Origin of the sequence: Nonomuraea sp. NPDC050202, from assembly GCF_040656115.1 — a bacterium.
Taxonomy (GTDB): domain Bacteria; phylum Actinomycetota; class Actinomycetes; order Streptosporangiales; family Streptosporangiaceae; genus Nonomuraea.
This window is the reverse complement of the sequence record NZ_JBFALF010000061.1, coordinates 18099-43238: the sequence shown is the minus strand read 5'-3', so window position 1 is coordinate 43238 and position 25140 is coordinate 18099. Positions and strand designations below refer to the sequence as shown.

Genomic DNA, 25140 nt, shown 5'->3' with positions numbered 1-25140 from the left:
GCGCTCGGCCAGGTCGTCGCCACCGTCGCCAACATCACCGGGCCCGAGCTCGTCGTCCTGTCCGGCGAGTCGGTCCACATGTACGACGTGTGCGCGCAGGCGTTCCACACCGCCCTTGCCGCGCACACGCACTGGACGGCCGGCCCCGTACGGGTCGCCGTCAAGGGCCTCGGCGGCAAGCGCTCGATCGCCTGGACGGTCCCAGAGCGCCCTGGTCTTGGAGTCGTTCGATGTCAGCGGCAGGTTTCGCCCGCAGAACCGCTGGCCGCGCCCTGCTGGCCTGGGACTGTTCCTGCCATCTCGATCGTCCGCCTCGGTCGCCTTGTTGCTGGCCCCGTTTGACGAGATGGCGCACCGGATGGTGAGGTCGTGCGCCGCCTCACACGTCCCACCGCTGTGTCGTCGTACTGGTGAACAGGGACGCTGACAAAGGAGGACGACGGCCGCGTCGCCTGACCCGGCAAGGGGCACCTGCAGGGCCGGCACCCCGCCGCGCACGCCACTGGTTCGGCCGGCGCGCCGCCCGAGCGCGAGAGCCGGGCTGGCCACGTGACGGATTCGCTCCTGCCAGTGGTGGGAGATCATGAGGTGAAGGACCACCGGGAGGCTGATCGACATGCTGGGACGCAGGCCGTCCCCGAGCAGGAGGAGGCGCGAGGCAGGCGGGCGTCTGATGACGGAGCCGCACGGGTCGCGGGACTGGCGTGGCAGGGCGGCGTTGCTGTACCCGCTGGCCGTTAACGCGGTGACTCTCCGTCCGGATCCCGCCGGCAGGTTCGTCTGGGAGTTCGTGTACTTCCCCGCAGTCGCCAGAGGAGGCCGGGTTGCCGTGCTGCTCGGTGTGGCCTTCCCCGTGGCGTGTGCCGTGGCGGGCTTAGCGCTGCCGTTCACCAGTGACCTGCCGGCGGCGGTCGTCCTGCCGCTCATGCTGGTTGGCGGTTTCGGGCTGACGTTGGGCTGCTCGCTGGCCGGCGCGTATGTGATGCGCCGTCCGTACTGGCAGCCCGGGGTCGTGAGCCTGCTGCTGCTCGCGGTGGCCACGGGGGTGCCGCTCATGCTGGTGGCACGGGCTCTGAACGCCGGCACCCGGACGGCCGTGCTTGAGCACGTCCTGGAATGGGTGGCGATGCAGGGAGCCCTCATGGGCGTGGGATGCGCGGTGGCCGCGGTGTTGTGGCTGCCGGTGGCCTGGTGGCTGTATCGGCGTCGCGGAGTGGGACGCGCCCCGCTGTGAATCTCCGTTCGCTGGATCACAGGCCCGCCGCGGACGGTCCGCGGCGGCCTCGTCGCCGACTTCGAAGACCGACAGGGAGATGTCATGCGGTTATCAAGGATGTTCGGCGCAGCAGTGGTGGCGATGAGCCTCACCGTGACGCCCGCCGTGGCCGCGCAGGCGCCAACGTACCTGTTTCACCAGCAGACCTTGTGGCGGCAGTACACCACGATCGACGTGGCTACCGGAGCGCGGCAGACGACCTGTTTCCGGCTCCCCGCGGTCGTGAGGACCAAGCGGAACGTGCTACTCGCCTTCGCCGAGCGGCGTAACAGGAGCTGCGCGGACCACGGCGTGTTCGACGTGGTCATGCGGCGCTCGGCCGATCACGGCCGTACGTGGGAGCCCAACCGGGTGATCGTGCCCAGCCGGCCCGGTGAGGTTTTGCAGGGTCACGCGACGGTCGTGGCCGACCTGGCCGACCTGGCCGACGATGCTCAGGAAGGCAAGGTGTTCCTGTTCACCACGTCTGAGCCGGCCGTGGACCAGACCATGCCTCGCAGGCCCGCGCTGCGGGTCAGCAGCGACGATGGCAGGACCTGGGGACCGCCGACGGATCTGTCGGATGTCGTCAAGGCTCCGGCCGGGGCCGGGGACTGGTTCGCCACCGGGCCGGGCCACGGGATCCAGAAGACGCGCGAACCGCACAAGGGGCGGCTCGTGGTGCCGGTCTACTTCGCCACGGCCACGCACCAGAGCATTCGGCTCATCTACAGCGACGACCACGGCAGCAGCTGGAAGACCGGCGCCACCGCCACCTACGACAAGACCGTGCTCAAGCTCAGCGAGCAGACCCTGGTCGAGCGTGAGGACGGCGGCATCCTGGTGATCGCCCGCAACGGCGCGGTGCCCGAGTTCACCTCTTTGACAGGCATGGCCAGCGGCGTGAGCCGGGATGGCGGCGGCACCTTTGACGGCGATTTCCGCGCCGACACCTCCATCACCGCCCCGCCCACCCATCCGGCCCTGCTCCGTCAGCGCTGGGGCGGCTCCTCCTACAGCCGCATCCTGCTCTCGGCTCCGGCCACCCAGAAAACCGACAACAACGCGCGGGGCATGAGCGTCCGCTCTTCCTACGACGACGGCGTGACCTGGCGCGACGACAACGGCACCGTCGATGCGAAGGGCGTGCTGATCGACAGCGACCACGCTGGATACTCGGACATGACGGTGATCGGTAACGGCGCGATCGGTGTCCTCTACGAGGCGGGCCCGAGGCGCTTTCGCGAGGAGATCCGCTGGAACTGGTTCTGGGAGAGCGCCATCGGCTTGCCCGAACGCTGACAGGTGCCACCCTGCAGGCCGTCAGGTGGGGCGCATCACCAGTTTCGGCGGCGAGTGCCGTGGGCCGGTTGGAGTCCGATCTCGCCTCAAGACCGCGCGGGTGAGGAGAGACATGGTCGTGGCAGGCAGGTCAACACCCGTGAAGCCCAGCGTGAGGCGGGAGTCCGACGGCCGGCATCGGGCCTGGTCGACCTACAGATTCGGGTCCTGCCTGCTATCCCTATCATGATGGGGCTTTCCCCGGGGGGCCGGTCGCCGCACACGTGCAGGTCCGCGGCGCCCCCCTGACCTCATGGAAAAGGAGGAGCGATGACCACGTTCCACGTCGGTGCCCCCGTCGCGCCCGCAGAGCTGTGCCGGCCGCCTTCTCAGAAGGCCGTATCCGACGACGTGCCGGCGGGGGTGGCGTGATGCGGATCGCGGTCGTCGGCGCCGGGGGAGTAGGAGGGTTCTTCGGCGCGCTGCTGGCCCGTGGGGGTGCGGAGGTGGTGTTCATCGCCCGGGGGGCGCACCTGGAGGCGATGTTGCGCCACGGCTTGCGCATCGAGGGAGGAGGTCATCGCGTCCATCTTCCGGGGGTGCGGGCGACCGCTGACCCGCGCGAGGTCGGCGTGGTGGACGTGGTGATGGTGTGCGTCAAGCTGTGGGATCTCGAAACCGCTCTGGAGCAGATCCGCCCGCTTGTCGGGCCGCGCACTGTGGTGGTGTCGTTCCAGAACGGCGTTCTCAAGGACGAGCGCCTCATGGCAGCGTTCGGTGAAGAGAGGGTGATCGGCGGGGTCAGCTATGTCGCCACTCGCATCGTGCGTCCGGGGGTGATCGGGCAGACTGGGTCGCTGCAGCGGCTGATCTTCGGCGAGTTCGATGGACGGGACTCCGAACGGGTCGGGGCGTTGCACCAGGCTTGCGCGGCGGGTGGAATCAGCGCCGAGGTCAGTCCGGACATCAGGCAGGAAACCTGGCGGAAGTTCGTCTTCCTCGTCGGACTTTCGGCCACGACCGCCACCACCCGCCTGCCCATCGGCGCCGTGCGGGAGAACGCCAGGAGCAGGGCCCTGCTGCTGGACATCATGCGTGAGGTCGTGACGGTCGCCCAGGCGCTGGGCGTGGCCCTTCCCGACGGCTACGCGCAGGAGTGCATGACGCTGATGGACGGTCTCGCCTACGACATGGCCTCCTCGCTCTACCACGACCTCGAACGCGGACAGCGACTGGAGGTGCCCTGGCTGTCCGGCGGCGTGGTCGAACTGGGCCACAAGGCTGGGGTGGACACGCCGTTGAATCGGGCCGTCGCGGACATCCTCGCCCCGCACGCCGATGGCCGGCCGCGGGCATGAAGGGACCCGAGCCGCACAGGCGACCCGCAGTGACGGATTGGCGTCCGGCCGACCTCGGGCGCGTCCCTTCCTCGACAACGTCCCGTTCCAGGAGGTGGACGCCTGCCGTCACCTCGACACCGCATCACGAAATCCGTGAGCGAGGACGCGTCGGAGAGCGGATGACCGTCGTGACCACAGCCGTGGGTCCATCCCATTGAAAGTCCTCATGTGAAGACTTAATCTGCTGGCAGGAGCGAGCACGATCGGTACGGGGGCATATTGGGCGAGGCGCATGCGGACGGAGCCCGGCCGGCACGGCGTGGCCGGCGAGGACCGGCCGGGGCGACGAGGCAAGACATCCTGAACGCGGCGCTGCGGTTGGTCACCGCCCGCGGAGCGGCGGTGACGATCCGGGAGATCGGCAGTGAGGCCGGCGTCGACCCCGCCATGGTGATCTACTACTTCAAGAGTAAGAAGAACCTGCTGGCCGCGCTTGCCCTGGCCGCGCGGGACACGATGCGCCAGCTGAGCCGGCTGATCGACGCGGGCGACCGGCGAACGCTGGGTGTGCGCTTGGTCCAGGGCTTCGTGGACCTGTGGGAACGCCCCGATACGGGCGGCCAGATGCGCTACCTGCTGCACGGCGCCTACGACGAGCCGGATCTTTCTGAGATCTTGTCGGATGTCATCGATGAGACCATCGTGCAGCCGCTCGTGACGGCCTGCCCGAGCCCTCGTGCCGCGATGACGGCCGGCGTGATCACCGCTCAACTGGCCGGGCTCGCCGCGACCCGGTATGTCCTGCGCATCGAGCCGTTCGCCTCCGCCGACCGGGACGCGCTGGCCACCTTGCTCGGACCTGTCTTGCAGGACCTTATCGACGGCCGGAGCACACCTTGCTCGCCGGCCTGCCTTGTACCACAGGCTTCCGGCGCTCTCCATGAACACCCCCGAGCGGGCTCGCGGGGCGATCACCTGACATTTCATCCGGATGCGTCGTCGTACTGGTGAGACCGACGCCTCAGCAGGATCGCGATCGGAGAGCGCCCGAGCGCCGCGCCTGGGAGGCGGCTGGCGCGTGATGAAACCCCGGCCAGAAAGACAGACTAATGACACATCTGCTGCACAACACCGACCGCGTCCACATCGAGGCGCTGCGCGGCGAGTTCACCGATGCAGGCAAGATACGCGACACACGAGCGCTATCAGCGCACCCGGGAGGGCTGGAAATTCGCCGAGCGTGTCGATGAGGTCGGAATGCCGACGCCACGCCGCTGGCGAGCTCCGTACCCGAAACCGGCACGCTCCTCATCACCGGCCCGGCGTTCGACGCCTGACCATTCTTCCCAAGGAGTAATCGCATGACCACCATGACCCGTCTGGACGAGCTGACCGGCGAATACGTCGTCGACCCCGACCGCTCGAAGATCGGTTTCATAGCCCGGCACTCGATGGCCACCCGAGTTCACGGGTACTTCGGCGAATTCCAAGGCAGCGCACACCTGGATGGTGACGAACCATCCAAGTCCGCAGCCCGGCTCACGATCGTGGCAAAGAGCCTACGGACTCACGACCAGCGGCGCGACGAGCACCTGCGGGGCAAGTTTCTGGACACCGCCACCCACCCGGTCATTACCTTCGCCTCGACCAAGGTCGAGCAGACTGCGCAGGCCACCTTTACCGTCACCGGCGACCTGGCCCTCCGCGGCGTGACCAAGCCGGTGAGCGTTGACTTCGAGCTGACCGGCACGGAGAACGACTCCCGGGGTGAGCTGCGGGTCCGCTTCACCGGCAGTGTCACGATCAACCGCCGGGACTGGGGGGTGAACTGGAACGCCGCGACCGCGCTTCTCATCAGCGAAAAGGTGGCGCTCCAGTTCGACGTCACCGCGATCCGGCACCCCTGACCTCGTGCGGGCACTCGGCCGGAAACGGGGGCGGTCGCCGATGCCTGCCCACGGCACCGCCTCCGCGGCGAGCCCACCCGCGCCGCAGCCCTGTCCATGGCTCTGTCCATGGCCCTGCTCCTACGCCGTGGCCTGCCCCGGCGGTGTCGCTCGCGATCGAGGCGTTCAGTCAGCGGCCTGCCCGGGCAGCCGGATGCATGCCGTCACCTCTGGAGGTTGTCGATGCATCTACATTCAGGCGAGACCAGGGCCGTTGGCTGGCGGGTGGTGACCGTGCTCGACGTCGTCCGGCAGCTGCGCGATGCATCACCCGAGGTCATCGGACGTCCGCGGGTGACCGCGATCGACGGCTGGGGCGGCGCCGGCAAGACGACCCTGGCCGAGCGGCTACGAACGCGCGAATGCGCGAAGCCGGACGAGGGCCGCTACAGTTCCCCCTCACGACGACATGAAGGTGGTGAATCCGCTGGCTCTGCCCGTACCCGTTGAGGACCCGCTGGTGGAGCGCCGCATGCAGCGTCTATCCCCGAGCCATACCGAGGAACTGCTTTCGCGTGTCGGCTTCGAGCTGCAGGTCGCGCGCGACCGTCCTCATCCGCGGCCTCGTCGCGGGCACGGTGCGCGATCAGGTGACCGGTGGTACCGACGCGGCGGCACGCAGCCGCCCATGCGGCAGGCTCGTCGCGCCGGCCGATGCCATGGGGATCTCGATGATAACGGCCGGCCCCAGGACGATCATGCCTCTGTTGGCGACGCGCCGGAAAACCCCTCAGCCTTCAGTTCCCCATGGCGCTGGTGATGACGTACCTGCTGCGCCGTAGGCCTGAAGCGGTTCTTCGGTGTGGGGAAGTCCTCCCCATGCTTCCTGGGCCAACCCGATCGAGGCCCACTTCGGCCCGTTGCGCCAGCTCACCCTGGCCAACTCCCACCATCCCAGCCACACCGTCCAGACCTGAGCGTTGCACGCCGACCTGCGCTGGCGCAACGCTCACGCCCGGCACCCGGACCTACTGGCCGCTCAACGCCGCGAGCGCGTCCGCGTCCGCAGCGAGAAGGGCATCCGCTGGGGCGGACGGCCTCTGCAATCCGCAGCCCGAAGCTCACCCGCCCCCGTGATCGTTGCCGGTCACAGCATTAGGCATTTGCTCGGCGGAGGCGTTCAGCCGCTTGTGCCCTGAGCGCATCGCCGGACCTCGGGATGTCGCCGTGCAGTGCTTCCCATCGGGCGTTGTGCGCTGCCGTCCACAAGCTGGCAGCCCAAGCGACCTCCTGCTCCTCGGCCGTGAACACGCGCCCCCGAACGTCCTGATAAGCCGTCAGGAACGCCTCGGAGCTGTCGATCGGCGCCAGCGTGGGCTGCGCGGCGCTGGCGAACGCGCCACTCGCCGCTCCTACCAGCGCCGCCTCCGGTTGCCACGCCAGGCTGTCCCAGTCGTGCACCGCCCACACCAGCCCACCGTGCCATCGCAGGTTCTGCGCCTCGAAGTCGGCGTGACCGAGCACGCACGGCAGGCCGGCGGCCAACATCCGCCTGCGGATCCGGTCGGCCGTGTCGATGACGTACGCGGGTACCGCGCTCTGGTCCTGGTCGTCGAGGAACTCGATCGCCGGCCACACCCCGCAATCTGCGTGGTCCCAACGCACCCAGCGCGGATTCGGCAGCGGCGGCGCAACGGTCACGCCGGTCAGCTCGGCCATCAACCGGGCGAACACCTCCGCGTAACGCACGGCCACGTCCGGCGAGTCCCCGTGCAGCACCTCACCGCCGGGCCGGTATTCCTCGGCGTGCACGGCCAGCGCACCGACACCTACCGCCGGTGTGAGCGGCCGGGCACAGGGAAACCCGCGCTCGGCCAACCGAGCCTGCGCCGCGACACACGACACGGCCCGACCGTCATCAGGGCGCGTCTTGACCACGACGTCCCTACCATCGGCCAACCGGAGACCGAACACCATCGACGTCTGCTGTTGCTGCAACAGCACGTCGGCGGGTTCACAGCCCAGATAGTCCAGACACCAAGCAGGCAACCAGCCCGGCAGATCACCCAACAGCACACTGAGGACTGTGCCATGTGCACCGAACCCAGCGGAAGCGAGGGGCTATGAACACAGGCCCTGGAGCCAACCTCCGCCCCACGAGGCGCCGCCACCCGCGTCGACGACCAGGCAGGCGCGCGTGCCGGCGATGACGCCGTTGTTGTCCTTCTGCGCGGTGTTGGCCAGCGCGTGGACGCCGCTTCCGAGCGGATGGGGGTCAGGTTGGGGCCGAAGTGCCCGGCAGGGCCTACGTTGATCTCCTGATCGAGGAGGTGAGCGGTCCCATCCGTCATGTCTGTCCTCAGGTGAGAAGGGTGGGGGCGCCGGTACGCACGGGCGTGCGGGTGACGCAGGAGACCGCCTGCGCGATCCGGCGGCGTAGGAAAGGCAGGCGGCCTGCGCCCGCGAGGGCCATGGAGCGCAGGAGATGAATGCCGGCGTCGTCGAGGGTGACCAACCGCATGATGCGATCGGTGAAGGCCACCACCTCGCGTGCGGCGCGCAGCCGGCGCTCGCGGTAGCCCGCCAGCGCGGTCGCGGCGTCAGCTCCGCGATGGATGGCGGCGAGGGTGAGGGCGGCGTCATAACCGTCCTGGATGCCGGTGTTCATGCCCATGCCGCCGGCCGGGCTGTGCACGTGGGCGGCGTCGCCTGCCAGGATCGCCCGGCCGGCGCCGAAGGCGTCGGCGACGCCGTGGTGCAGCAGGACGCCGGCGGCCCGGTCCAGGCAGACGACGGTGACACCCTGTCCGCCGCGTTCGTCCAGATAGCGCTGGACCTGCGGAAGGGTGGGCGGTGTCGGGCGCCGGCCGCCGGGAGCGGGCACGGAGATGATCAGCCGCCAGCGGTCGCCGGACAGCGGCGCCATGAAGAGCAACCCATGACGGCTGGGGTGGATGTGTGCCTGCGCGGAGCTGGGGCCATTGTCGAGCTGCACATCCGCTGACAGGAACGCCGTGTCGTAGGTGTGCTGGGGGAACCGGATGCCCAGTGCCGGGCGGACGGTGCTGCGCAGGCCGTCGGCGCCGACCAGGTAGCGCGCCCGTACCCGGAAGGGGGTCCCTGCGGCATCCGTCCCCTCCACGACGTGGCCATCACCGCTGGAGATGATGGTGTTCACGTGATGCCGGGCGAGCGGGGCGTGCCCGACGGCGGTCAGCCGCCGGTAGAGCAGGGCCTCCGTGGTCGCCTGGGGGACCAGCAGGATGTAGGGGAACGGCGTGGCCACCTGGTGTATAGGGATGCGCATGGCGGTGTGCCCGGCGACGGTGATGCGGAACTCCGGCACGTGCAGGCCTGCCGCTACCAGCTCCTGGGCCAGTCCGAGCTCGTCGAGCACTTCCAGGGCGCCGGCGTGGACCACCAGGCCGCGTGATTCGGCTACCGGGCCGTCGTCCTGGTCGAGGTGGACGAAGGGGACGCCCAGGCGTGCCAGGCCCAGCGCGGTGATCAGGCCGGCGGGTCCGGCTCCGACGATGCAGATCGTGCTGTCGTAGCTGTTCACCGCCACTCCTTCGGGTCGCCGGCGACGAGGGCGGCCATCTCGCGCGCCAGCTCGGCGGGGTCGCCCTGGGTGGGGCGGCTGTCGCGGACGGCCACGGTCCCGTTCACCAGGACCAGGTGGGCGGCGTCTGTCAGGCCGGTGAACAGCAGCGCCGCCACCGGGTCGTGGGCGCCTGCCCGGTCGATGCCGGTCAGGTCCCAGCAGGCGATGTCGGCGGCCTTGCCGACCGCCAGAGAGCCGAGGTCGGGGCGGCCCAGGCACGCGGCCGAACCGCGGGTGGCCATGGCGAGCAGCTCGCGGGCCGAGGGCCATTCGGCGGGGTCGCTGCGGGTGGCGCGGTGGGCGAGGGCGGCTATGCGCAGGTCGCCGAGGAGGTTGGCGCCGTCGTTGGTCATCGAGCCGGTGGTGCCGGCTCCCACGGGGATGCCGGCGTTGAGGTATCGGCGCAGCGGGGCGAGTCCCCAGCCGAGCTTGAGGTCGGCGGCGGGGATGTGGGCGATGGCGATGCCGGCGGCGGCGTACTCGTCGATCTCCTCCGGCGGCGGCGTGACCGCGTGGGCCACCCACAGCCGATCGCCGGCGAAACCGTGCCCGGCCAGGATCTTCCACGGGGAGGTGCCGTAGCGGGACTGGGCGAAGCGGGTGTCCTCGTGATGGTGCAGGTGCGTGTGCAGGCGCACGCCGTCGTGTGCCGCGGCCAGGGCGGCGAACGCCTCGAACATCTCCGGCACGTCGGAGACCACGCCGGACGGGGCGAGCGTGATGCGCACCATGGCGAACGGCTCGGGGTCGTGGTGGGTGGCGATGAGGTGCTCGGCGTGGCGGATGACGTCGCCGACGTCCTCGACGAAGACGTCCTCGACCAGGCCGCCGCGGGCGCGGCCGAAGGTCACGCTGCCGCGCCCGGCATGCAGGCGGATCCCGGTCTGGCCGGCCGCGTCGATGATCGCCTCCACGTACGGCTCCGGGCGGTCGCCCGGGAAGATGGTGTGATGGTCGGCCACGGTGGTGATGCCCCCCAGCAACGACTCGGTCAGCACGGCGCGGGCGGTGGCCCGCACGTCGTCCGCTCCGAAGCGGCCACGCTGCCAGCGGTGCAGGACGAGCTCGTTCTGCAGGCCGAGAAACGGCAGCATTCCGGAGCGCTCCAGCGGGGGAAGGGTCCGCATGGATGCCTGGAACAGGTGCTGGTGTGCGTTGATCAGGCCGGGTAGTGCGATCAGGCCGGAACAGTCGATGACCTGGTCGGCGTCCTCGGCCGGCAGGCCGGCGCCGATCGCGGCGATTCGCGGTCCGTCGATGAGGATGTCGGTGTCGGTCAGCTCGCGATCGTCGTCGTCGAAGGTCAGCACGTACGACAGTCGCCTGAGAAGGGTCTTCATGGACCACCCCAATTGCGAACGCTTGATTGCTAACAAGCGTACGCACAAGATGGAAGTAAGGTCAACGATCGTTAGCAAACGCCTGTTGATAGGGTGGGGACGCTATGACGCACAGCGACGTCCGCGGGCCGGCCCCGCGCTTCAGCGAACGCTCGGCACCCACCCGGCAGGCGATCCTCGACGCGGCGCGCGCAAGGTTCGCCTCCGACGGCTACGACAAGACCACCGTGCGGTCCATCGCCGCCGATGCCGGGGTCGCCGCCGCCATGGTGATGCGGTACTACGGCAGCAAGGCCGATCTGTTCGCGGCCACCACGCGGGCGGGGTTCACCGCCCTCGACCTGACCCAGGTGCCCAGGCACGAGATCGGCGAGCGGTTCGCCCGGGCATCACTGGAGCCGTGGGAGCGGGGCGACAGCGCCGCCATGGCGGCGCTGCACCGCTCCGCCGTCACCCACCCGGACGCCGCCGCCGCGGTGCAGCGGCTGATCGACACCCAGCTGCTGCCGGCACTCAAGGACGCCTTCCCTGACGATCCCGACATCGAGGTGAAGGCCGGGCTGATGCACAGCCAGGGCCTGGGCGTGATCGTCGGACGCTACCTGCTTCGCCTTGAGCCGTTGGCCTCCCTGGACTTCGAAGACCTGGTCCGGTCAGTCGGCCGGACTCTGCAACATCACCTGGACCACCCGATGCGGTGAGCGGCCGGGGCGTTCGGACACCAGCCAGACGACAGATTCGGCGAGCGCCGCCGTTGCCTAACGTCGAAGGCAGTCCGACGCGGCGTAAGGAGCACCATGCCAGTTAGACCCGATCAAGCCGACGCTCCCACCTTCCCGATGGCGCGCACCTGCCCGTTCGATCCCCCTCCCCGCTACGCCGAACTCCGCGACGAGAAACCCGTCTCCCGCGTGAGCCTGCCCGATGGGAGGAGCGCCTGGCTGGTCGCCGGGCACGAGCTCATCCGCGCCGTCCTGGCTGACGAGCGCGTCAGCTCCGACCGATCACATCCCGGCTTTCCCCTGGTCATGCCAGGCTTCGGCGCGAAGCTCAAGGGCGCCTTCCTCGTCAAGGACCCACCGGAACATTCCATCCACCGCAAGATGGTCACCGCCGAGTTCACCGTCAAGCGCGTCAAGACGATGCGGCCGCGCATCCAGCAGATCGTGAACGACCAGATCGACCAGATGCTGGCAGGAGAGCGGCCCACGGATCTCGTGCAGGAGCTGTCCCTGCCGGTTCCGACGCTAGTGATCTGCGAACTGCTCGGCGTACCGTACCGGGACCGCATGCTCTTCCACGGGTGGACCCGGCAGATCGTCAGCACCACGGCCACCGCCGAGCAGCGGGCGGCGGTGATGGGCGGGCTGAGGGACTACGTCATGCGCCTGGTCGCGGCCAAGGCCGACTATCCAGGCGACGACCTGCTGAGCAGGCTCGTGGCCCGATACCAGCAGGCCGGCCTGTTCGACCGCGAGACTCTCGCCGGCGTCGCGCTGACCTTGCTGATCGCCGGGCACGAGACGACGGCGAACATGATCGCCCTAGGTGTCGTGGGGCTTCTGGAAAACCCCGGCCAACTCGCCGCGCTGCTGTCCGATCCGTCGCTGATGCACGGAGCGGTGGAGGAACTCGTGCGTTACTTCCCTGTCGTGGACTACGCCACCTCCCGCGTGGCCGCTGACGACATCGAAGTCGCCGGCGTCCTCATCCGTCGGGGGGAGGGCATCATCGCGCCGGTGGGCTCGGCCAACCGAGACCCGCGCGCCTTCCCGGACCCGGACATCCTCGACATCCACCGCAACGCCCACGGCCATCTGTCGTTCGGCTACGGCATCCACCAGTGCCTGGGTCAGAACTTGGCCAGGCTCGAACTGGAGATTGTCTACAGCACGCTGTTCGCCCGCATCCCTGGGCTGCGTCTGGCCGTGCCGGTGGACGAGCTTCCGTTCAAACACGACGCCAACGTCTATGGCGTCCACCGCCTGCCCGTCACCTGGTGATCGGTGCACCCGTCAAGGCGGCCATGAGGACATCTCGCACGCCGGTCCGGGTGAGCAGCTCCGGATGGAGGCACTCGCCGGCCACGAGATGAACGACCGGCGGCCACGTTGGCCAGCGGCTCCTCCGCCCGCATGACTCCGCGACCAGCGCTGTGGACGGTGGCGAGCGCTGATCCTGTGCGAAGTGCGTCCCGTGGCGGGAACATCCCGGCGAATGGCTGTCACCGCCTTCCCGCGATTGCTTGGCCGGCCACTGCCAGGCCATCTGCGGACCGGTGTGTGGCGCACCAGACGTCTGGTGCGCCACACACCCGTGTCACCCCTCGGCCGGCCACTGCGGAGGCAACATCCTCCGCCAGCCTGCGGACGCAAACCTATCCGAGGCGCCGCAGGAGCAAATCCGTCAATCGACTGGTGATCCCTCGCACAACCTGTGCCGATGCCAGGTCGTGCGCTGCGCGGTTTCACGCTCACAGCACCCAGGGGGTTGACTGCGCGGGTGGGTGAAGCCATATGCGCGGCGGTTGGTTGCCGGTGTGAGAGCCCAGCTGATCATGGAGCGTGAGCTGCCCCCGGAACGGTTGCCCGGTCGATCCGCCGGCGGCGCCTTGCAGGTGTGCACCACCGATCGTCAGCTACTGGTCTTCGACGCGTGTTTCCGGACGCTTCGCCAGGTCTTCAGATCTGCCACGGGAGGGCAGGTGTGCGGTTCGCGCGGATATGGAACGCGTTGCGGTGGCCAGCTTGGACCAGCTCGCGATGATCGCCCTGGACGGCCGCATCATGTGGCGGGTGCCCCACCCTTCGTGGGGGGCGCGCCTGGGGGCCGTAGGTTCGGCGGGCTCTGCGCCTTCAGCCCGGACGGCAGCCAGGTCTGGGCAGGGGTGGCCGGGCCGGCGGACGATGCCGGTGGTGACCAGTGCTGGGTACTCGACGCTGCCACGGGACAGGTGTTGGACCGTGTGCCGCTGCACCGCTCCACCACCGGCTCATCGGTGCTGCCTCATCCCGATGGGCGTCACCTGGTGTTGAGCCTTGACGCATCGTGCGAGGCTGGCTGGATCGGCTCGGGCCGATGGGGCAGCCGGCGAGCCTGGATCTCCATCGACAGAAGAGACCGCGAGGTTCTGGCCGATCTGCAGCCGAGTGGAGGGCCGCTATCTGACGACGCCGGTCGAGGTCGACATGCTCACCGTACGCCGATTCCCGGACGGGGCCGTGCAAGCGGTCCGCCGGGGTGCGGAGGTCTTCGGCGGCGGCGCCGGATTCGATGTATCGGGCGGGTTCCTGGATGCCCGGCGGGTCCTCGCCAAGGAGTTCGACGGCAGGACTGCCCTGTTCACGGCCGATACTCTCGTCATGATCGATGTCATCGACTACCCACCCGATGCTGTGACGGAGTTACCGCTGCCGCACGGCAGGGGCGTGTGGAGCACCTTCGACTTCTTCGCCGGCCGCCTTCAGGTCTGGAAGGATCCGTCCGTGCCTCTGTGCGACCCCTGATCAACCGCCACGTCCACGATGCGGCTTGTCGCAGCCGCCACAAACCCTTTCAAGAGCTGGGCCACGTCACCTCGTTCGCCTTGTGCTACGCCTCTAAGCTGGGATTATGCGCTTCGGTGTGCTGGGCCAGGTGCAGGCGTGGGCGGCCGGCGACCTTCCGGTGCCGGTGCCTGAGTTCAAGGTGCGCGCGCTGCTGGCAGATCTCCTGGTCCATCACAAGCGGCTGGTGCCGGCCGACCGGCTGATAGACGATCTGTGGGGCGATGAGCTGCCGGCCAACCCCACGAGCGCTCTGCAGTTGAAGGTGTCGCGACTTCGGCACGCGCTGGAGCAGGCCGAGGCGGGCGCGGGGAAGCTGGTGGTCTCCCAGCGACCGGGATATCTGCTGCAGGGCGTCAGCGACGCTGACACGTTCGCCGAGTTGACCTCCCAGGCGCTGAAGCTCGAAGACCCACGCGCGAGAGCGGCGGCGTTGGACGAAGCGCTGGGCCTGTGGCGCGGGCCCGCGTTCGCCGATTTCGCCGAGGAGGACTTCGCGCGTCAGGCGGCGCAGCGGCTGGAGGAGCAGCGTCTTGGTGCCCTGGAGGCACAGGCCGAGGCCCGGCTGGAGCTGGGAGAGCACACCTTGCTGATCGCAGAGCTGAGCGAGCTGGTCGAACGCCACCCGCTGAGGGAGCGTCTGCGCGCCTTGCAGATGCGTGCCCTCTACCGTGCGGGCCGGCAGGGCGAGGCTCTCGCCGGCTTTCTCGCGCTGCGCGAGCGGCTGGCCGAAGATCTGGGCGTGGACCCCTCTCCGGAGCTGATCGCGCTCCATCAGTCGATCCTGGAGCAGGACCCCGCCCTGAGCCCGCCGCCTGCGCAGGTCACACCGGCTCCGCCGAGGACCAACCTGCCGTCCCCGCTGACCGGCTTGATCGGCAGGCGACAGGCGATGAACTCCGTCCGGGAACTGCTGCGCGAAGGGCGGCTGATCACGCTGACCGGAGTGGGCGGGGTGGGCAAGACCCGCTTGGCGCTGGAGGTCGCCCATCAAGCGATCGGGTACCACCCCGACGGAGTGTGGCTCATTGAGTTGGCGGGACATTTCCAAGATCGCGGCCTACCGGACGTGAACCTGGTGGCACAGCGGATCGCGGCGGTCCTCGGAGTTCGCGACGACAGGATGGCAGGCGCAGCCGCCACCTCGTCAGCCGATGTGCTCGCCGACGCCTTGCGCGCCAAGCGGCTGCTCCTGGTTCTGGACAACTGCGAACACATCGTCGATCCCGTGGCCAAGCTGGTCGAGCAGCTTCTCCGGGCGGCGCCGGACCTGCGGATACTGGCGACCAGCCGCGAACCTCTCGCCGTGCCGGGCGAGGCGGTATGGCCCGTGGCGCCGCTGGCACCGCCCGACCCGCCGATGGGCCCGGACCCCGCGCTCATGGCGCACAACGACGCCGTACGCTTGTTCGTCGAACGTGTCGGCGCCGTGCTGCCAGGCTTCGCGCTGGACGGGCTCAACGCCTCGCATGTCGCCGAGTTGTGCCGGCGGCTCGATGGGCTTCCTCTCGCCCTGGAGCTGGCCGCCACGCGTGTGCCGGCTCTCGGCATACGGGAGCTCGTCAACCGCCTCGATGACCGGTTCCGGATCCTGGCCGCCGGCCGCCGCAACGCCCCGCAGCGTCAGCGAACCCTTCAGGCGGTGCTGGACTGGAGCTGGGATCTACTCACCGAACTCGATCGCACCGTGTTGCGCCGCCTGGCCGTGCACGCCGGTGGCTGCGACATCACCGCCGCCGAGGTGGTCTGCGGCGGCACGGACATCGGGCCGGAGAACGTGCTCGACGTGCTGGGACGGCTCGTCGACCGCTCACTGGTGAGGATGGAGGAGACGGCGCAGGGCCCCCGATACAGCCTCCTGGAGACAGTGGCCCACTATTGCCGCATGCGGCTGCGCGAGTCGGGCGAGCTCGACGAGGTGAGCCGGCGCTTCCAGGATCACTACCTCTCGCTGGCACGTACCGCGGCTACTCGCCTGCGGACCGCCGAGCAGCGCGCCTGGCTCGACCGCCTGGACCGGGAGAACGCCAACCTGTGGAGCGCGCTGGACGGTTTGGTACGCCAGGGCGACGCCGCCGGGTCGCTCGAACTGATCAACGCGCTGCTGTGGTACTGGTTCCTGCGGGGCCGGCTGCATCACGCCCGTGACTGGCTGGATCGTGCGCCGGCCGACAGCGGCGAAACGCAGCCGGATCTGCGCGCGGCCGCCGTCGTCTGGAGGACCTGCCTGGGACTGCTGGTCGAGCGGAGCCGCGACCCGGTCCGGCTGCGACAAGCCGAGCAGGCCTTGCATGACATGGAGGACCCCCGCGAACGCGCCCGCGCCCAGTGGATCCTCGGGCACGCCCTGCACACCGGCATCGAAGACCTGTCCGCCGGCGAAACACACGTGAGCCGCGCCCTGGCGGCCTTCGGCGAGGTCGACGACCCCTGGGGCAGAGCCGCAGCGCTGAGCACCGCCAGCCGGCAGGCCATGGTCCGCGGTGACCTGAGAGCGATCGAGGAGTACGGCGAACACGCCAGGCGGCTGTTTGGAGAGCTCGGCGACGACTGGGGGCGGCTGCAGACCATGCGTCCGCTCGCCCACCGTGCCGAAGCGCTCGGAGATCACGAGCGTGCCGTGCGGCTGCACCGTGAAGGACTGCAGACAGCTGAGACCCTCCGCTTGTGGTCCGACGTCGTTGAGCACACCCTGGCACTCGGGCGTCTCACCATGCTGGCAGGCGACTTCTCTAACGCTCGTGGACTGTACGAGCGGGGCAGAAGGCTGGCCGTCGAGCAGCGCGACGATCTTGGGCTGTGCCACTACGAACTGGAGATGGCCCTGCTGGAACGGCGGGAAGGCCGATCGGATCTCGCCGAAGAACGGCTGCGTGAGCTGCTGCAAGGTCGCCGGACGCTAGTCGACATACGCGACAGAGCACTCATTCTCCGTGAGTTCGGTTTGGCCGCCGAGCAACGCGGCGACGGCGAAGCCGCCCTGGCGCGGCACCGTGAGGGCCTCCTCGCCGCCCGGGTCACCGGCGATCCTCTGGCCATGGCGCTCTCACTGGAGGGACTGGCCGGTGCGCTGACCTTGCTGGAGCGCCACGATGACGCCGCCATGCTCCTAGGAGCCGCGCAGGCGGCAAGAAGATCCATCGGGGCATCACTGCTGCCCGCAGAAGACGCCGACACCGGCCGGGTCACCGCACGTGCGCGATCGGCACTGGGGGAGGACGCCTTCGCTGCTGGTGTCCGGCAGGGCGGCGAATTGGGTATGGATGAGGTTCTGGCCCTCTGCGATTGCGCTGGGTTCGATCGGCGGTCGTGACGCCGTCACCGGTCTGCCGCCTCCCGTCGTTTGGAGCCGTCGCCACTCCTGTCCTTGCGTCGGCCGTGGCCAGGCGCGCCGCCCGGGGCCGCGCCTACGGGCTGACGGCCGACCGGTCTGGCTCCGACGGTAGCCGGAGGATGAAACGCGCACCGCCGAGACAGGAATCCTCCACGGTGAGCGTTCCGCCATGGGCGAAGGCGATTTCACGGGCGATCGCCAGCCCGAGCCCGCTGCCACCGCTGTGACGGTCGCGAGCGGTATCCAGCCGGAGGAACGGCTCGAAGACACGTTCACGGTCGGCTGGTGCGATGCCCGGCCCGTCGTCCTCCACGGACACCTCCACCATGCCGCCGCTCCCGCGGACCTGGATGTGCACGGCGTGCTCGGCATGCCGCTGAGCATTGCCGAGCAGGTCCTCCAGCAAGCGGACGATGTGGGTACGGACCGCCATGGCCGTGACGCGGTGCCGGAGCCGCAGGACGATATTCCCCCCTCGAGCGGATGCCGCGGCTCGCGCCAGTTCCGCCAGGTCCACCGGTTCCCGCTCTTCAGGCAGATGGGATCGTACCCCGGCCAGCAAGAGCAAGTCGGAAATGACAGCCTGTAGCCTGTCGATATCGCGCAGCACATGATCGAGCAGATCGGGCAGGTCGATCTGGTCCATGTGCAACCGGGCGTCCTCCACTTGCACTCTGAGCCCGGCCAAGGGCGTGCGCAGCTCATGCGAGGCGTCTGCGGTGAGCTGCTTGATCCGATCGAAGACAGGGTCGTGCCCGCAGGTTGCGGCCAGGGTTTCGCCAGGGCTGTGGTGGTGGTCTGCCGCCGATGCTCCTGGCGTGGCGCCGGGCGACGTCGCAGCGGACGCCTTCTCTGGCGTGCGATTCCTGCTCATCTGTCCCATCCTTCCCACTATCTACGTTCCTCACTTTGCCGGGCCGGGCTGTCGATTTGTTGTCCGCTCGCTGTCGCCTGATGGCCGACACTCGGCCGACAGGGAAACGACAAGCAGCAGCGCCAGCATGAGGACATGAGGAATCTCGATCGGACCTGTGTAAGGAGGCGATCCCGATGCGGACCCTCACCTCGAAGACCACCCGCGACTTTCCCGCACGCCTGGAGCAGGTAGGCCGGGTTCGTCGCTTCGCACGCGAGATGACGGCCGGTCACCCCTGCGCGGACGACGTCATCCTGGTCGTCTCGGAGCTGGCGGCCAACGCGATCGAGCACTGCGGCCAACGAGATTGCGGCCGCATCGCCGTGCAGTTGGCTCACCTCGACGATGTCGTGCAGATCGACGTGCGCGACGGCGGAGGAGCGGGCATGCCGCAGCTGCGTCATGCGGGCGAGGACGCCACCACAGGGCGAGGTCTTTTCCTGGTCGACAGCCTCGCGCTCACCTGGGGCTCGAGCCGAGATGAATCTGGCACCCACGTCTGGTGCACGATCAGCTGTTCCTGCCACGGCTCGTCCATGGCGGGCCCGGCTGCGGCCTGACGTCCCTCGAACCCTGCTTCGCAGGCCCCGTCACGTCCCGGCTTCCGTCCTGCAGGGTCAGCGGCTTGGCCGTCAGTCGCTGGTCGGAAAAGCGCGGGTGCGTCCAGTAGTAAGAACCATACATGCCAGATGATCTTGCCAGGGATGCCTTACGGACCGCAGCCGCTTGATGCGCAGCACTCGTCCGCCGAGAGCACCAGGCCCCGGTCAAGAGGATGGGACCCGGCCAACGGCCCAGACCACAACCGCCCAGCTCAGAGGCTCGCTCGAGGAGAGCCACATCCAAGTTCGCTTCGGGATACTGCAGCGCGCACGCCCGTGGCGGCCGGGCACTTCCACCCACGTACGGCGGCGGAGCCGAAGACGCACGAGGCCGGCGAGCGCGCGTGCGCAGCAGCTTGCTGCGGAAGTTCGTCTCGCCCTTGGTCGACTGCCGACCGGCAGGCCCCCACGCTGCCCGGGCTTGGGTCACCGAACCCCCTCACGACCAGTCATCAGACGGATGCATCCGCTCATCGCCATGCCCGATGGTGCAGGCATGCGAATTGCTGGACACACGGGAGGACCGATGCGCGTTCGCCAGAGACTCGCTGCCCTTGCCGGCATGGCGCTGGCCGGCAGCTGGTTGGTGTTGGGTAGCGCCCCCGCCGAGGCGGCAGGCCCCTGCGGCAACGGCTACAAGTGGCTGGACCGCTACCCGATCGGACAGGTGGGATCCATCCAGCTCTACTACAACCCCGCATCGGGAAAGAACTGCGCACTCACCTATGCCAAGGCGCAGGGCAAGAAGCAGTCCATGGCAATCAAGATCGGGCTCGCCCGGGCACGCACGTGGGCCGACTTCGACCACGGCATCTACCGGTACTACGCAGGACCGGTCTATGTGGCCGCGCGCGACAAATGCATCACGCTGCACGGTCTTGTCGGCCAGAGCACCCGTTATGTGAAACGCGACCACTGTGACTGACCCCAGTTCGTGCCCGGTCATGTGCCGCCGAGTGGTGTAGCTCGGTTCTCGTGTGAGGCTCTGCTGGTCGCCATTGCCGTCATGAGCTCGGTGTGTGCCGCCTCCTACTCCGGACCGGTGTTGAACGGGGCGAGCAGGGCCATGGAGCCTCCGGAAAGTAGCGACAGGAGGCAACCTGCCGATCGTCGTGGGCTTCAACCAGGACACGCTGCCATCCGGATCAGGACTTCGGGATGGGGCAGACGCCGAACACATCGCTCGATGCCGGATTGACGGACCAGAACTTCGTCCAGAGCGCCGGCCGCGAACCTCTTGGGTGAACTGGGAGAGGATGGTGGGAATGGCGCCGGCGCTCTGCAAGGGGGCCGCCACACCTTCCCCGAAGTCTCGGCCGCCTCGGCGCTGGCCGTGACCGGTGGTGTACATGCCGGGTCTCAGGTGCATTTCTTGTTCGCGCTGACACTGGGCTGTCGCGGGCACGGGTAGCTTTCGGTCTGGCGATCGGGGCTGCGGTCAGTTTCCTCATGGCCGGCATGGTCATCGGCGTTCGCGTCCGCGAGGCGGGGCGTGCTGAGCTGCGCTGGCCGCTCCTCGCCGCTGAACATGGGGACCGGGCGTGGAGTACACCATCAAGCACGAGGTAGCTCCCGTCGCGGTCAGCCGCCCCGGACGGGGATGCTCCACGACGTGCGATTTCGGCCCCCGTGTAGGCCACCGGGCGACGTGGCGCGGCGGCACGGAGGTCACCGCCGGCTACCAGAGCAGGCGAACGCTCGCGCTGCACCTCACTGGCCGGAAGGCGCGGCTGCCCATCTCTTACGGCACCGTTGAGGTGTTCAGTCCGACGCTGTCGGGGATGCGGCGGGCCTTCACCCATGAACGTCGCCCGCCGGCGCCTGCGTCGGCGGGCGACACCTCACCAAGTGAGTGGGGTGACGGGTCACATCACCTCGAACAGTACTGGGTCGAGGTTGTGGATCAGCTCGGACAGTCGTGCCCTGTCGTGATAGAGATCGTGCAACAGGGCGCCGAGTCTGCGTAGCTCACCGAGATCGGCCTCGTGGGCAAGCACCGCGAAGTAGTTGTTCCACAATCCGTGGTCATCGCCGGCCCAGGAGCCGAACTCCAGCCGGCCTGACTCCAGCTGATCTGCCACATCAGGAGCCATCGCCTTGGCCGCCTGCGATGCCACGGTGCACCAGTGCGCAGCGCTGCCTGTGAGTCCCTGGGCGGTGAACACGTCCGCCGCAGCCGCAACAGCCCTTTCGTCCAGCTCAAGCACGTAGCAGGGTGGATCGACGGCATAGAGAAAAAGCGAGAACGGAACGAACGGACTTTCAGGGATCCGGCTGCAGGGGCACGTTCGACCGGTCTGACATTCGCGCACGAACCGGTGTCGACTGCCGAACGTGGCGATTTCGTCACCTGTCATCTACGGCCGGTCAAACTGGGCTTCTCCACCAATGGGGCATCCGAACTGGAAGGTCTGGCGGGGGCAGCAGCCACGTCGGCGCGTCCGGATCCGGGTTCCGGGCGGGGGGACGGCGCCTACCGTGAGGCGGGACGGCAAACCCTCGGTACGTAGGGGCCGCAAGCGTTGGATGTGCCGGCGTTCACGCGATGTCCCGGTGGCCAAGGTGGTCTGGGCCACCGCACGGGGATGCGGTCCGCATGCTCGTGTTTCGGCCCGCCGGCCGATGCCCTGCGCCACACGTGGTTGCGTTCCATGCCCGTCACTCCACGCTGGATGGGTGAGCAGAGCCTCTGGTCGCGGATGTGCCAGCCGGGCTTGGCCAACAGCCGAGAAGTCGCACCAGCCACGTGACAGATGCCGGCAGGCATCGTGTCTTCCTAGCGTTGCCCCATGAGCGATACCGCTTGGCATGCGACCGGACCGGCTGAGGTGGCAAGGAGCTTCGGTACGGACCTCAACGAGGGATTGGGCAGCGCGCAAGCCGTCCTACGGCGCGAGCAGAGCGGACCGAACCGGCTACCCGAGGCGCCACGCGAGCCGCGATGGCGTGCCTACGTGCGGCAGTTCCGCGACATGCTGATCCTTACGTTGCTCGGCGCGGCGGTCGTGAGTCTGCTGGTCTCTGGCGAATGGGAGACGCCGGTCATCATCGTCGTGGTGATTCTGCTCAATGCGACCATCGGATTCGTGCAGGAGGCCAAAGCCGAAGCGTCCCTCGAAACGCTGCAACGGATGTTGCGGACTGAGGCCACCGTGATTCGAGACGGCTCCACCGTACGCCTGGACGCTGCTGACCTCGTGCCCGGGGACGTGGTTGTCCTCGAGGCAGGCGATCGGGTGCCCGCCGACGGCCGGTTGATCTTTTCGGCCTCGTTGGAGGTCCAGGAGGCGGCGCTGACCGGTGAGGCGGAGCCTGCCGCCAAGGCGGCTGATGCCGTAGTGGCGCCCGACGCGCCGTTGGCCGAGCGCGCCACCTCGGCCTTCATGAACACCAGCGTCACGCGCGGGCACGCCCGGATGATTGTGACGGCGACTGGTGCGACCACCGAAATCGGGCGGGTCGCCGGCCTTCTCCAGGAGACCAAGCCGGCGCCGACTCCGCTGCAGCGCCAGATCGACACTCTGGGCCGCACGCTGGCGATGATCGCCGGAGCGGTGATCGTGATCGTGTTCATCTTGGGGATGCTGCGCGGTCAGCCTGCCGGCGAGCTCCTCACCACCGCCGTTTCGCTCGCGGTGGCGACCGTACCGGAAGGGATGCCCGCCGTGGTGGCCTTCACTCTGGCCATGGGAACGGCACGGCTTGCGAAGAGAGGGGCGATCGTCAAGCGGCTGGCCTCTGTGGAGACGCTGGGTAGCACCTCTCATATCTGCACCGACAAGACGGGGACGCTGACGCTCAACCGGATGACCGCACGCGAGCTGTATCTGGCCGACCACCGCTTCACGGTGTCCGGGCAGGGCTATTCCACCCAAGGGGTGATCCGCAGCATGGACGGCGTCCCAGCGGATGGCCCCGCGCTGCATGCGGCGCTGGCCGGCATGGCGCTGTGCACGGACGCCGTGGTGCACAGCGAGAATGACGTGGTCGGCGATCCCACCGAGATCGCTCTGGTGGTGCTGGCCGAGAAGGGCGGGGTCGACGTGGCCGCGCTGCGCCGCCGTCATCCACGCATTGCCGAGGTGCCCTTCGACTCCGATGAGAAGTTCATGGCGACCTTCCATCGTGTGGACGGCGCGATCCGGTGCTTTGTCAAGGGTGCGCCCGACGTGCTGGCCGCTCGCGCCGACCGCTACCTGACCGTTGAGGGCGCCTTTCGCCCCTTCGACGACGACGCCCGGGAGCGATACGCCGAAGACAACCGAGAGCTGGCCGCGCAGGGTCTTCGGGTCCTGGCGATCGGTGTTCAGGACTTCCCGAACCTCGACTCAGACGCTGACCCGAGGACGCTGATCGGCGATATCGCCGTGTTGGCGCTGGTGGGCATCGTCGACCCGCCGCGCCTGGAAACGGCCGCGGCCATCGAGCAGTGCCATCAGGCGGGCATCCAGGTCCAGATGATCACTGGCGATCATGCGGTCACCGCCGCGGCCATCGCACGCCAGCTCAACATCCCCGGCAAGGCGGTCACCGGCGCCGAGCTCGACCTGATCTCCGACGAGGAACTGGCCCGGCAGCTCCCGGACATCGGCGTTTTCGCCAGGATGACACCGCAACACAAGATCCGCATCGTGCGCGTGCTCCAGGACGGCGGCAAGGTGGCGGCCATGACCGGCGACGGTGTCAACGACGCTCCCGCTCTGCGCCAGGCCGACATCGGCGTCGCCATGGGAATCACGGGAACGGAGGTCAGCAAGGAAGCCGCCACGATGGTCCTCACTGACGACAATTTCGCCACAGTGGTGGAGGCGGTACGTGAAGGGCGCGGCATCTACGCCAACATCGTGAAGTTCACCCGCTTCCAGATGTCGACCGCCTTCGGGTTCGTGCTGACCTTTCTGGCCACCTCCATCACCGGACTGGCGGGGGGTGCGCCGTTCACCGCAGTGCAGATCCTCTTCGTCAACCTCGTCATGGACGGGCCGCCCGCCCTCTCACTGGGCGTCGACCCGGCCGGCCCCGACACCATGAAACGCCCACCACGGTCACATGACGAGCGCATTCTCACCACGGCTCGCCTCCTGCGGATCCTGTTGGCCGGGCTGATCATGGCTGGCGGAACGCTCGCCGTGCTCGCGCTCGCGCCGGGAGGGCCGGCGCTGGCGGGGCAGGGCTCGGTTGCCAGCACGATGGCCTTCGTCACCTTTGTCTTCTTCCAAGTGTTCAACCTGGTCAATGTGCGTGACGACCTGCGCAGCGCCTTCCACCGCGACACCTTCGCCAACCGGACCACCTTCGCCGCGGTAGGCGTCGTGATCGTTCTTCTGGTCGCCATGGTGGAGTGGCCGGGCCTGCATCCTTTCTTCACCGTCGTCGATCTGACGTCTGGACAGTGGCTGGCGTGCACCGCGGCGGGATCTACGATCCTGTGGGTGGGAGAGCTGGTCAAGCTGATACTCAGAAGCCGCTTGAGGAGCGCGGTGTGACTCTCTCGCAGCTGCCGCGCTCACGGGACCCGCTTGGCCGCCTGGGTTGGGGCATCACTGTTTCCCGATCAGTGCTCACCCAGCGGCTGATTCGGACTCTCTGGACCCCGCGACGGCCAGGAGCGCAGAGATGCAGAGCACCTAGCCTGCCAAGGCCCGCTTTCATCATGGGGCCTCAGGATAAGTTCCGGCACGCTCCCACAAATTGCTCCATATCAGTGCTGTCCGGATCTGCCCGATGCCGCGGACGGAGGAAGCGAGGCCGCCGGGCAGGTGGCGTGATGAAGCAAGGCCTGGCTCACCGAGCCAAGAGGTCCGACAAGTCCACCGTGCCGGCGTGCACCTACCACAGGCCCCACCGACCTGAGCCCGCTCGAACTCCTCACCGAGGAACGCCGGGCAGTTGCGCGAGGGTCACGCGTCTTCCGGCCAGGTTCCAACCATGGCTCGAAAACACCAGGGTAGTTCGGTGTGGCGCTTCGCGCTGGAGCCGAGATGCAGACCAAGTGGGGCGGCTGGCAGCTCAACGATCCTCCATGACGGACACGGCC

The 25140-nt window shown here is 68.5% G+C and carries 19 protein-coding genes and 1 pseudogene; 15 read left to right on the top strand and 5 right to left on the bottom strand.

Annotated elements, in window-relative coordinates; translation table 11 throughout:
* From AB0I79_RS59880 to AB0I79_RS59845, 8 genes and pseudogenes are all read left to right on the top strand, one after another.
* A partial coding sequence (locus tag AB0I79_RS59880) for a hypothetical protein (RefSeq protein WP_357894561.1) occupies window positions 1–342 on the top strand: 342 nt, incomplete at its 5' end.
* Between the two features lie 331 nt (window positions 343–673).
* The gene (locus tag AB0I79_RS59875) at window positions 674–1234 is read left to right on the top strand and encodes a hypothetical protein (protein WP_357894559.1); all 561 of its coding nucleotides are present in this window, start codon (window positions 674–676) and stop codon (window positions 1232–1234) included.
* 84 nt (window positions 1235–1318) lie between these two features.
* The gene (locus AB0I79_RS59870) at window positions 1319–2557 is read left to right on the top strand and encodes a sialidase family protein (protein ID WP_357894556.1); all 1239 of its coding nucleotides are present in this window, start codon (window positions 1319–1321) and stop codon (window positions 2555–2557) included.
* A 410-nt stretch (window positions 2558–2967) separates the two neighbouring features.
* Window positions 2968–3894 carry a 2-dehydropantoate 2-reductase gene (locus tag AB0I79_RS59865; RefSeq protein ID WP_357894553.1) on the top strand — a complete coding sequence of 309 codons (927 nt, stop codon included), beginning with the start codon at window positions 2968–2970 and terminating at the stop codon, window positions 3892–3894.
* Between the two features lie 261 nt (window positions 3895–4155).
* Complete coding sequence (locus tag AB0I79_RS59860; protein WP_357894550.1) at window positions 4156–4887, top strand: TetR family transcriptional regulator; 732 nt, start codon at window positions 4156–4158, stop codon at window positions 4885–4887.
* A 350-nt stretch (window positions 4888–5237) separates the two neighbouring features.
* The gene (locus AB0I79_RS59855) at window positions 5238–5783 is read left to right on the top strand and encodes a YceI family protein (protein WP_357894547.1); all 546 of its coding nucleotides are present in this window, start codon (window positions 5238–5240) and stop codon (window positions 5781–5783) included.
* Window positions 5784–6056: 273 nt separating this feature from the next.
* Window positions 6057–6272, top strand: coding sequence for a hypothetical protein (locus AB0I79_RS59850; RefSeq protein ID WP_357894544.1), 216 nt, complete (start codon window positions 6057–6059; stop codon window positions 6270–6272).
* Between the two features lie 359 nt (window positions 6273–6631).
* Window positions 6632–6877, top strand: a pseudogene (locus AB0I79_RS59845) (IS630 family transposase); the annotation flags it as partial.
* Window positions 6878–6917: 40 nt separating this feature from the next.
* Here AB0I79_RS59845 and AB0I79_RS59840 read toward each other — a convergent pair.
* The 3 genes from AB0I79_RS59840 to AB0I79_RS59830 all read right to left on the bottom strand — a co-directional run bounded on the left by AB0I79_RS59840 (window position 6918) and on the right by AB0I79_RS59830 (window position 10706).
* The gene (locus AB0I79_RS59840) at window positions 6918–7838 is read right to left on the bottom strand and encodes a hypothetical protein (protein WP_357894542.1); all 921 of its coding nucleotides are present in this window, start codon (window positions 7836–7838) and stop codon (window positions 6918–6920) included.
* A 283-nt stretch (window positions 7839–8121) separates the two neighbouring features.
* On the bottom strand, window positions 8122–9324 hold the full coding sequence (locus tag AB0I79_RS59835; protein WP_357894539.1) for an FAD-dependent monooxygenase: 1203 nt from the start codon (window positions 9322–9324) through the stop codon (window positions 8122–8124).
* Entirely contained in the window at window positions 9321–10706 is a 1386-nt protein-coding gene (locus AB0I79_RS59830; protein WP_357894536.1) for an amidohydrolase family protein, read from the bottom strand. The genes AB0I79_RS59835 and AB0I79_RS59830 overlap by 4 nt, the downstream gene beginning before the upstream one ends.
* Window positions 10707–10810: 104 nt before the next feature.
* Between AB0I79_RS59830 and AB0I79_RS59825 the strand changes: the two genes are divergently transcribed.
* The 4 genes from AB0I79_RS59825 (at window position 10811) to AB0I79_RS59810 (ending at window position 17564) form a co-directional block, all read left to right on the top strand.
* Complete coding sequence (locus AB0I79_RS59825) at window positions 10811–11407, top strand: TetR family transcriptional regulator (protein WP_357894534.1); 597 nt, start codon at window positions 10811–10813, stop codon at window positions 11405–11407.
* Between the two features lie 96 nt (window positions 11408–11503).
* Window positions 11504–12709 (top strand): cytochrome P450, encoded by a 1206-nt coding sequence (locus AB0I79_RS59820; protein WP_357894531.1) that lies wholly within the window; start codon window positions 11504–11506, stop codon window positions 12707–12709.
* A 1185-nt stretch (window positions 12710–13894) separates the two neighbouring features.
* A complete protein-coding gene (locus AB0I79_RS59815) occupies window positions 13895–14212 on the top strand; it encodes a hypothetical protein (RefSeq protein ID WP_357894528.1) in 318 nt (105 codons plus the stop codon).
* A 106-nt stretch (window positions 14213–14318) separates the two neighbouring features.
* Complete coding sequence (locus AB0I79_RS59810; RefSeq protein WP_357894525.1) at window positions 14319–17564, top strand: BTAD domain-containing putative transcriptional regulator; 3246 nt, start codon at window positions 14319–14321, stop codon at window positions 17562–17564.
* Window positions 17565–17658: 94 nt separating this feature from the next.
* Here AB0I79_RS59810 and AB0I79_RS59805 read toward each other — a convergent pair whose 3' ends face one another.
* On the bottom strand, window positions 17659–18459 hold the full coding sequence (locus AB0I79_RS59805) for an ATP-binding protein (protein ID WP_357894522.1): 801 nt from the start codon (window positions 18457–18459) through the stop codon (window positions 17659–17661).
* 176 nt (window positions 18460–18635) lie between these two features.
* On the opposite strand from AB0I79_RS59805, the gene AB0I79_RS59800 reads away from it, so the two are divergent.
* Both AB0I79_RS59800 and AB0I79_RS59795 read left to right on the top strand, forming a co-directional pair.
* On the top strand, window positions 18636–19061 hold the full coding sequence (locus tag AB0I79_RS59800) for an ATP-binding protein (protein ID WP_357894519.1): 426 nt from the start codon (window positions 18636–18638) through the stop codon (window positions 19059–19061).
* A 568-nt stretch (window positions 19062–19629) separates the two neighbouring features.
* Window positions 19630–20028 carry a hypothetical protein gene (locus tag AB0I79_RS59795; RefSeq protein WP_357894516.1) on the top strand — a complete coding sequence of 133 codons (399 nt, stop codon included), beginning with the start codon at window positions 19630–19632 and terminating at the stop codon, window positions 20026–20028.
* A 940-nt stretch (window positions 20029–20968) separates the two neighbouring features.
* Here the strand turns inward: AB0I79_RS59795 and AB0I79_RS59790 are convergent.
* Window positions 20969–21460, bottom strand: a complete 492-nt coding sequence (locus AB0I79_RS59790; protein ID WP_357894513.1) for an Imm51 family immunity protein — start codon at window positions 21458–21460, stop codon at window positions 20969–20971.
* 432 nt (window positions 21461–21892) lie between these two features.
* Here AB0I79_RS59790 and AB0I79_RS59785 point away from each other — a divergent pair, with 432 nt between their 5' ends.
* Window positions 21893–24589: an HAD-IC family P-type ATPase gene (locus AB0I79_RS59785; protein ID WP_357894510.1), complete on the top strand. Its 2697-nt coding sequence runs from the start codon at window positions 21893–21895 to the stop codon at window positions 24587–24589.
* The last annotated feature ends 551 nt before the right edge of the window (window positions 24590–25140 follow it).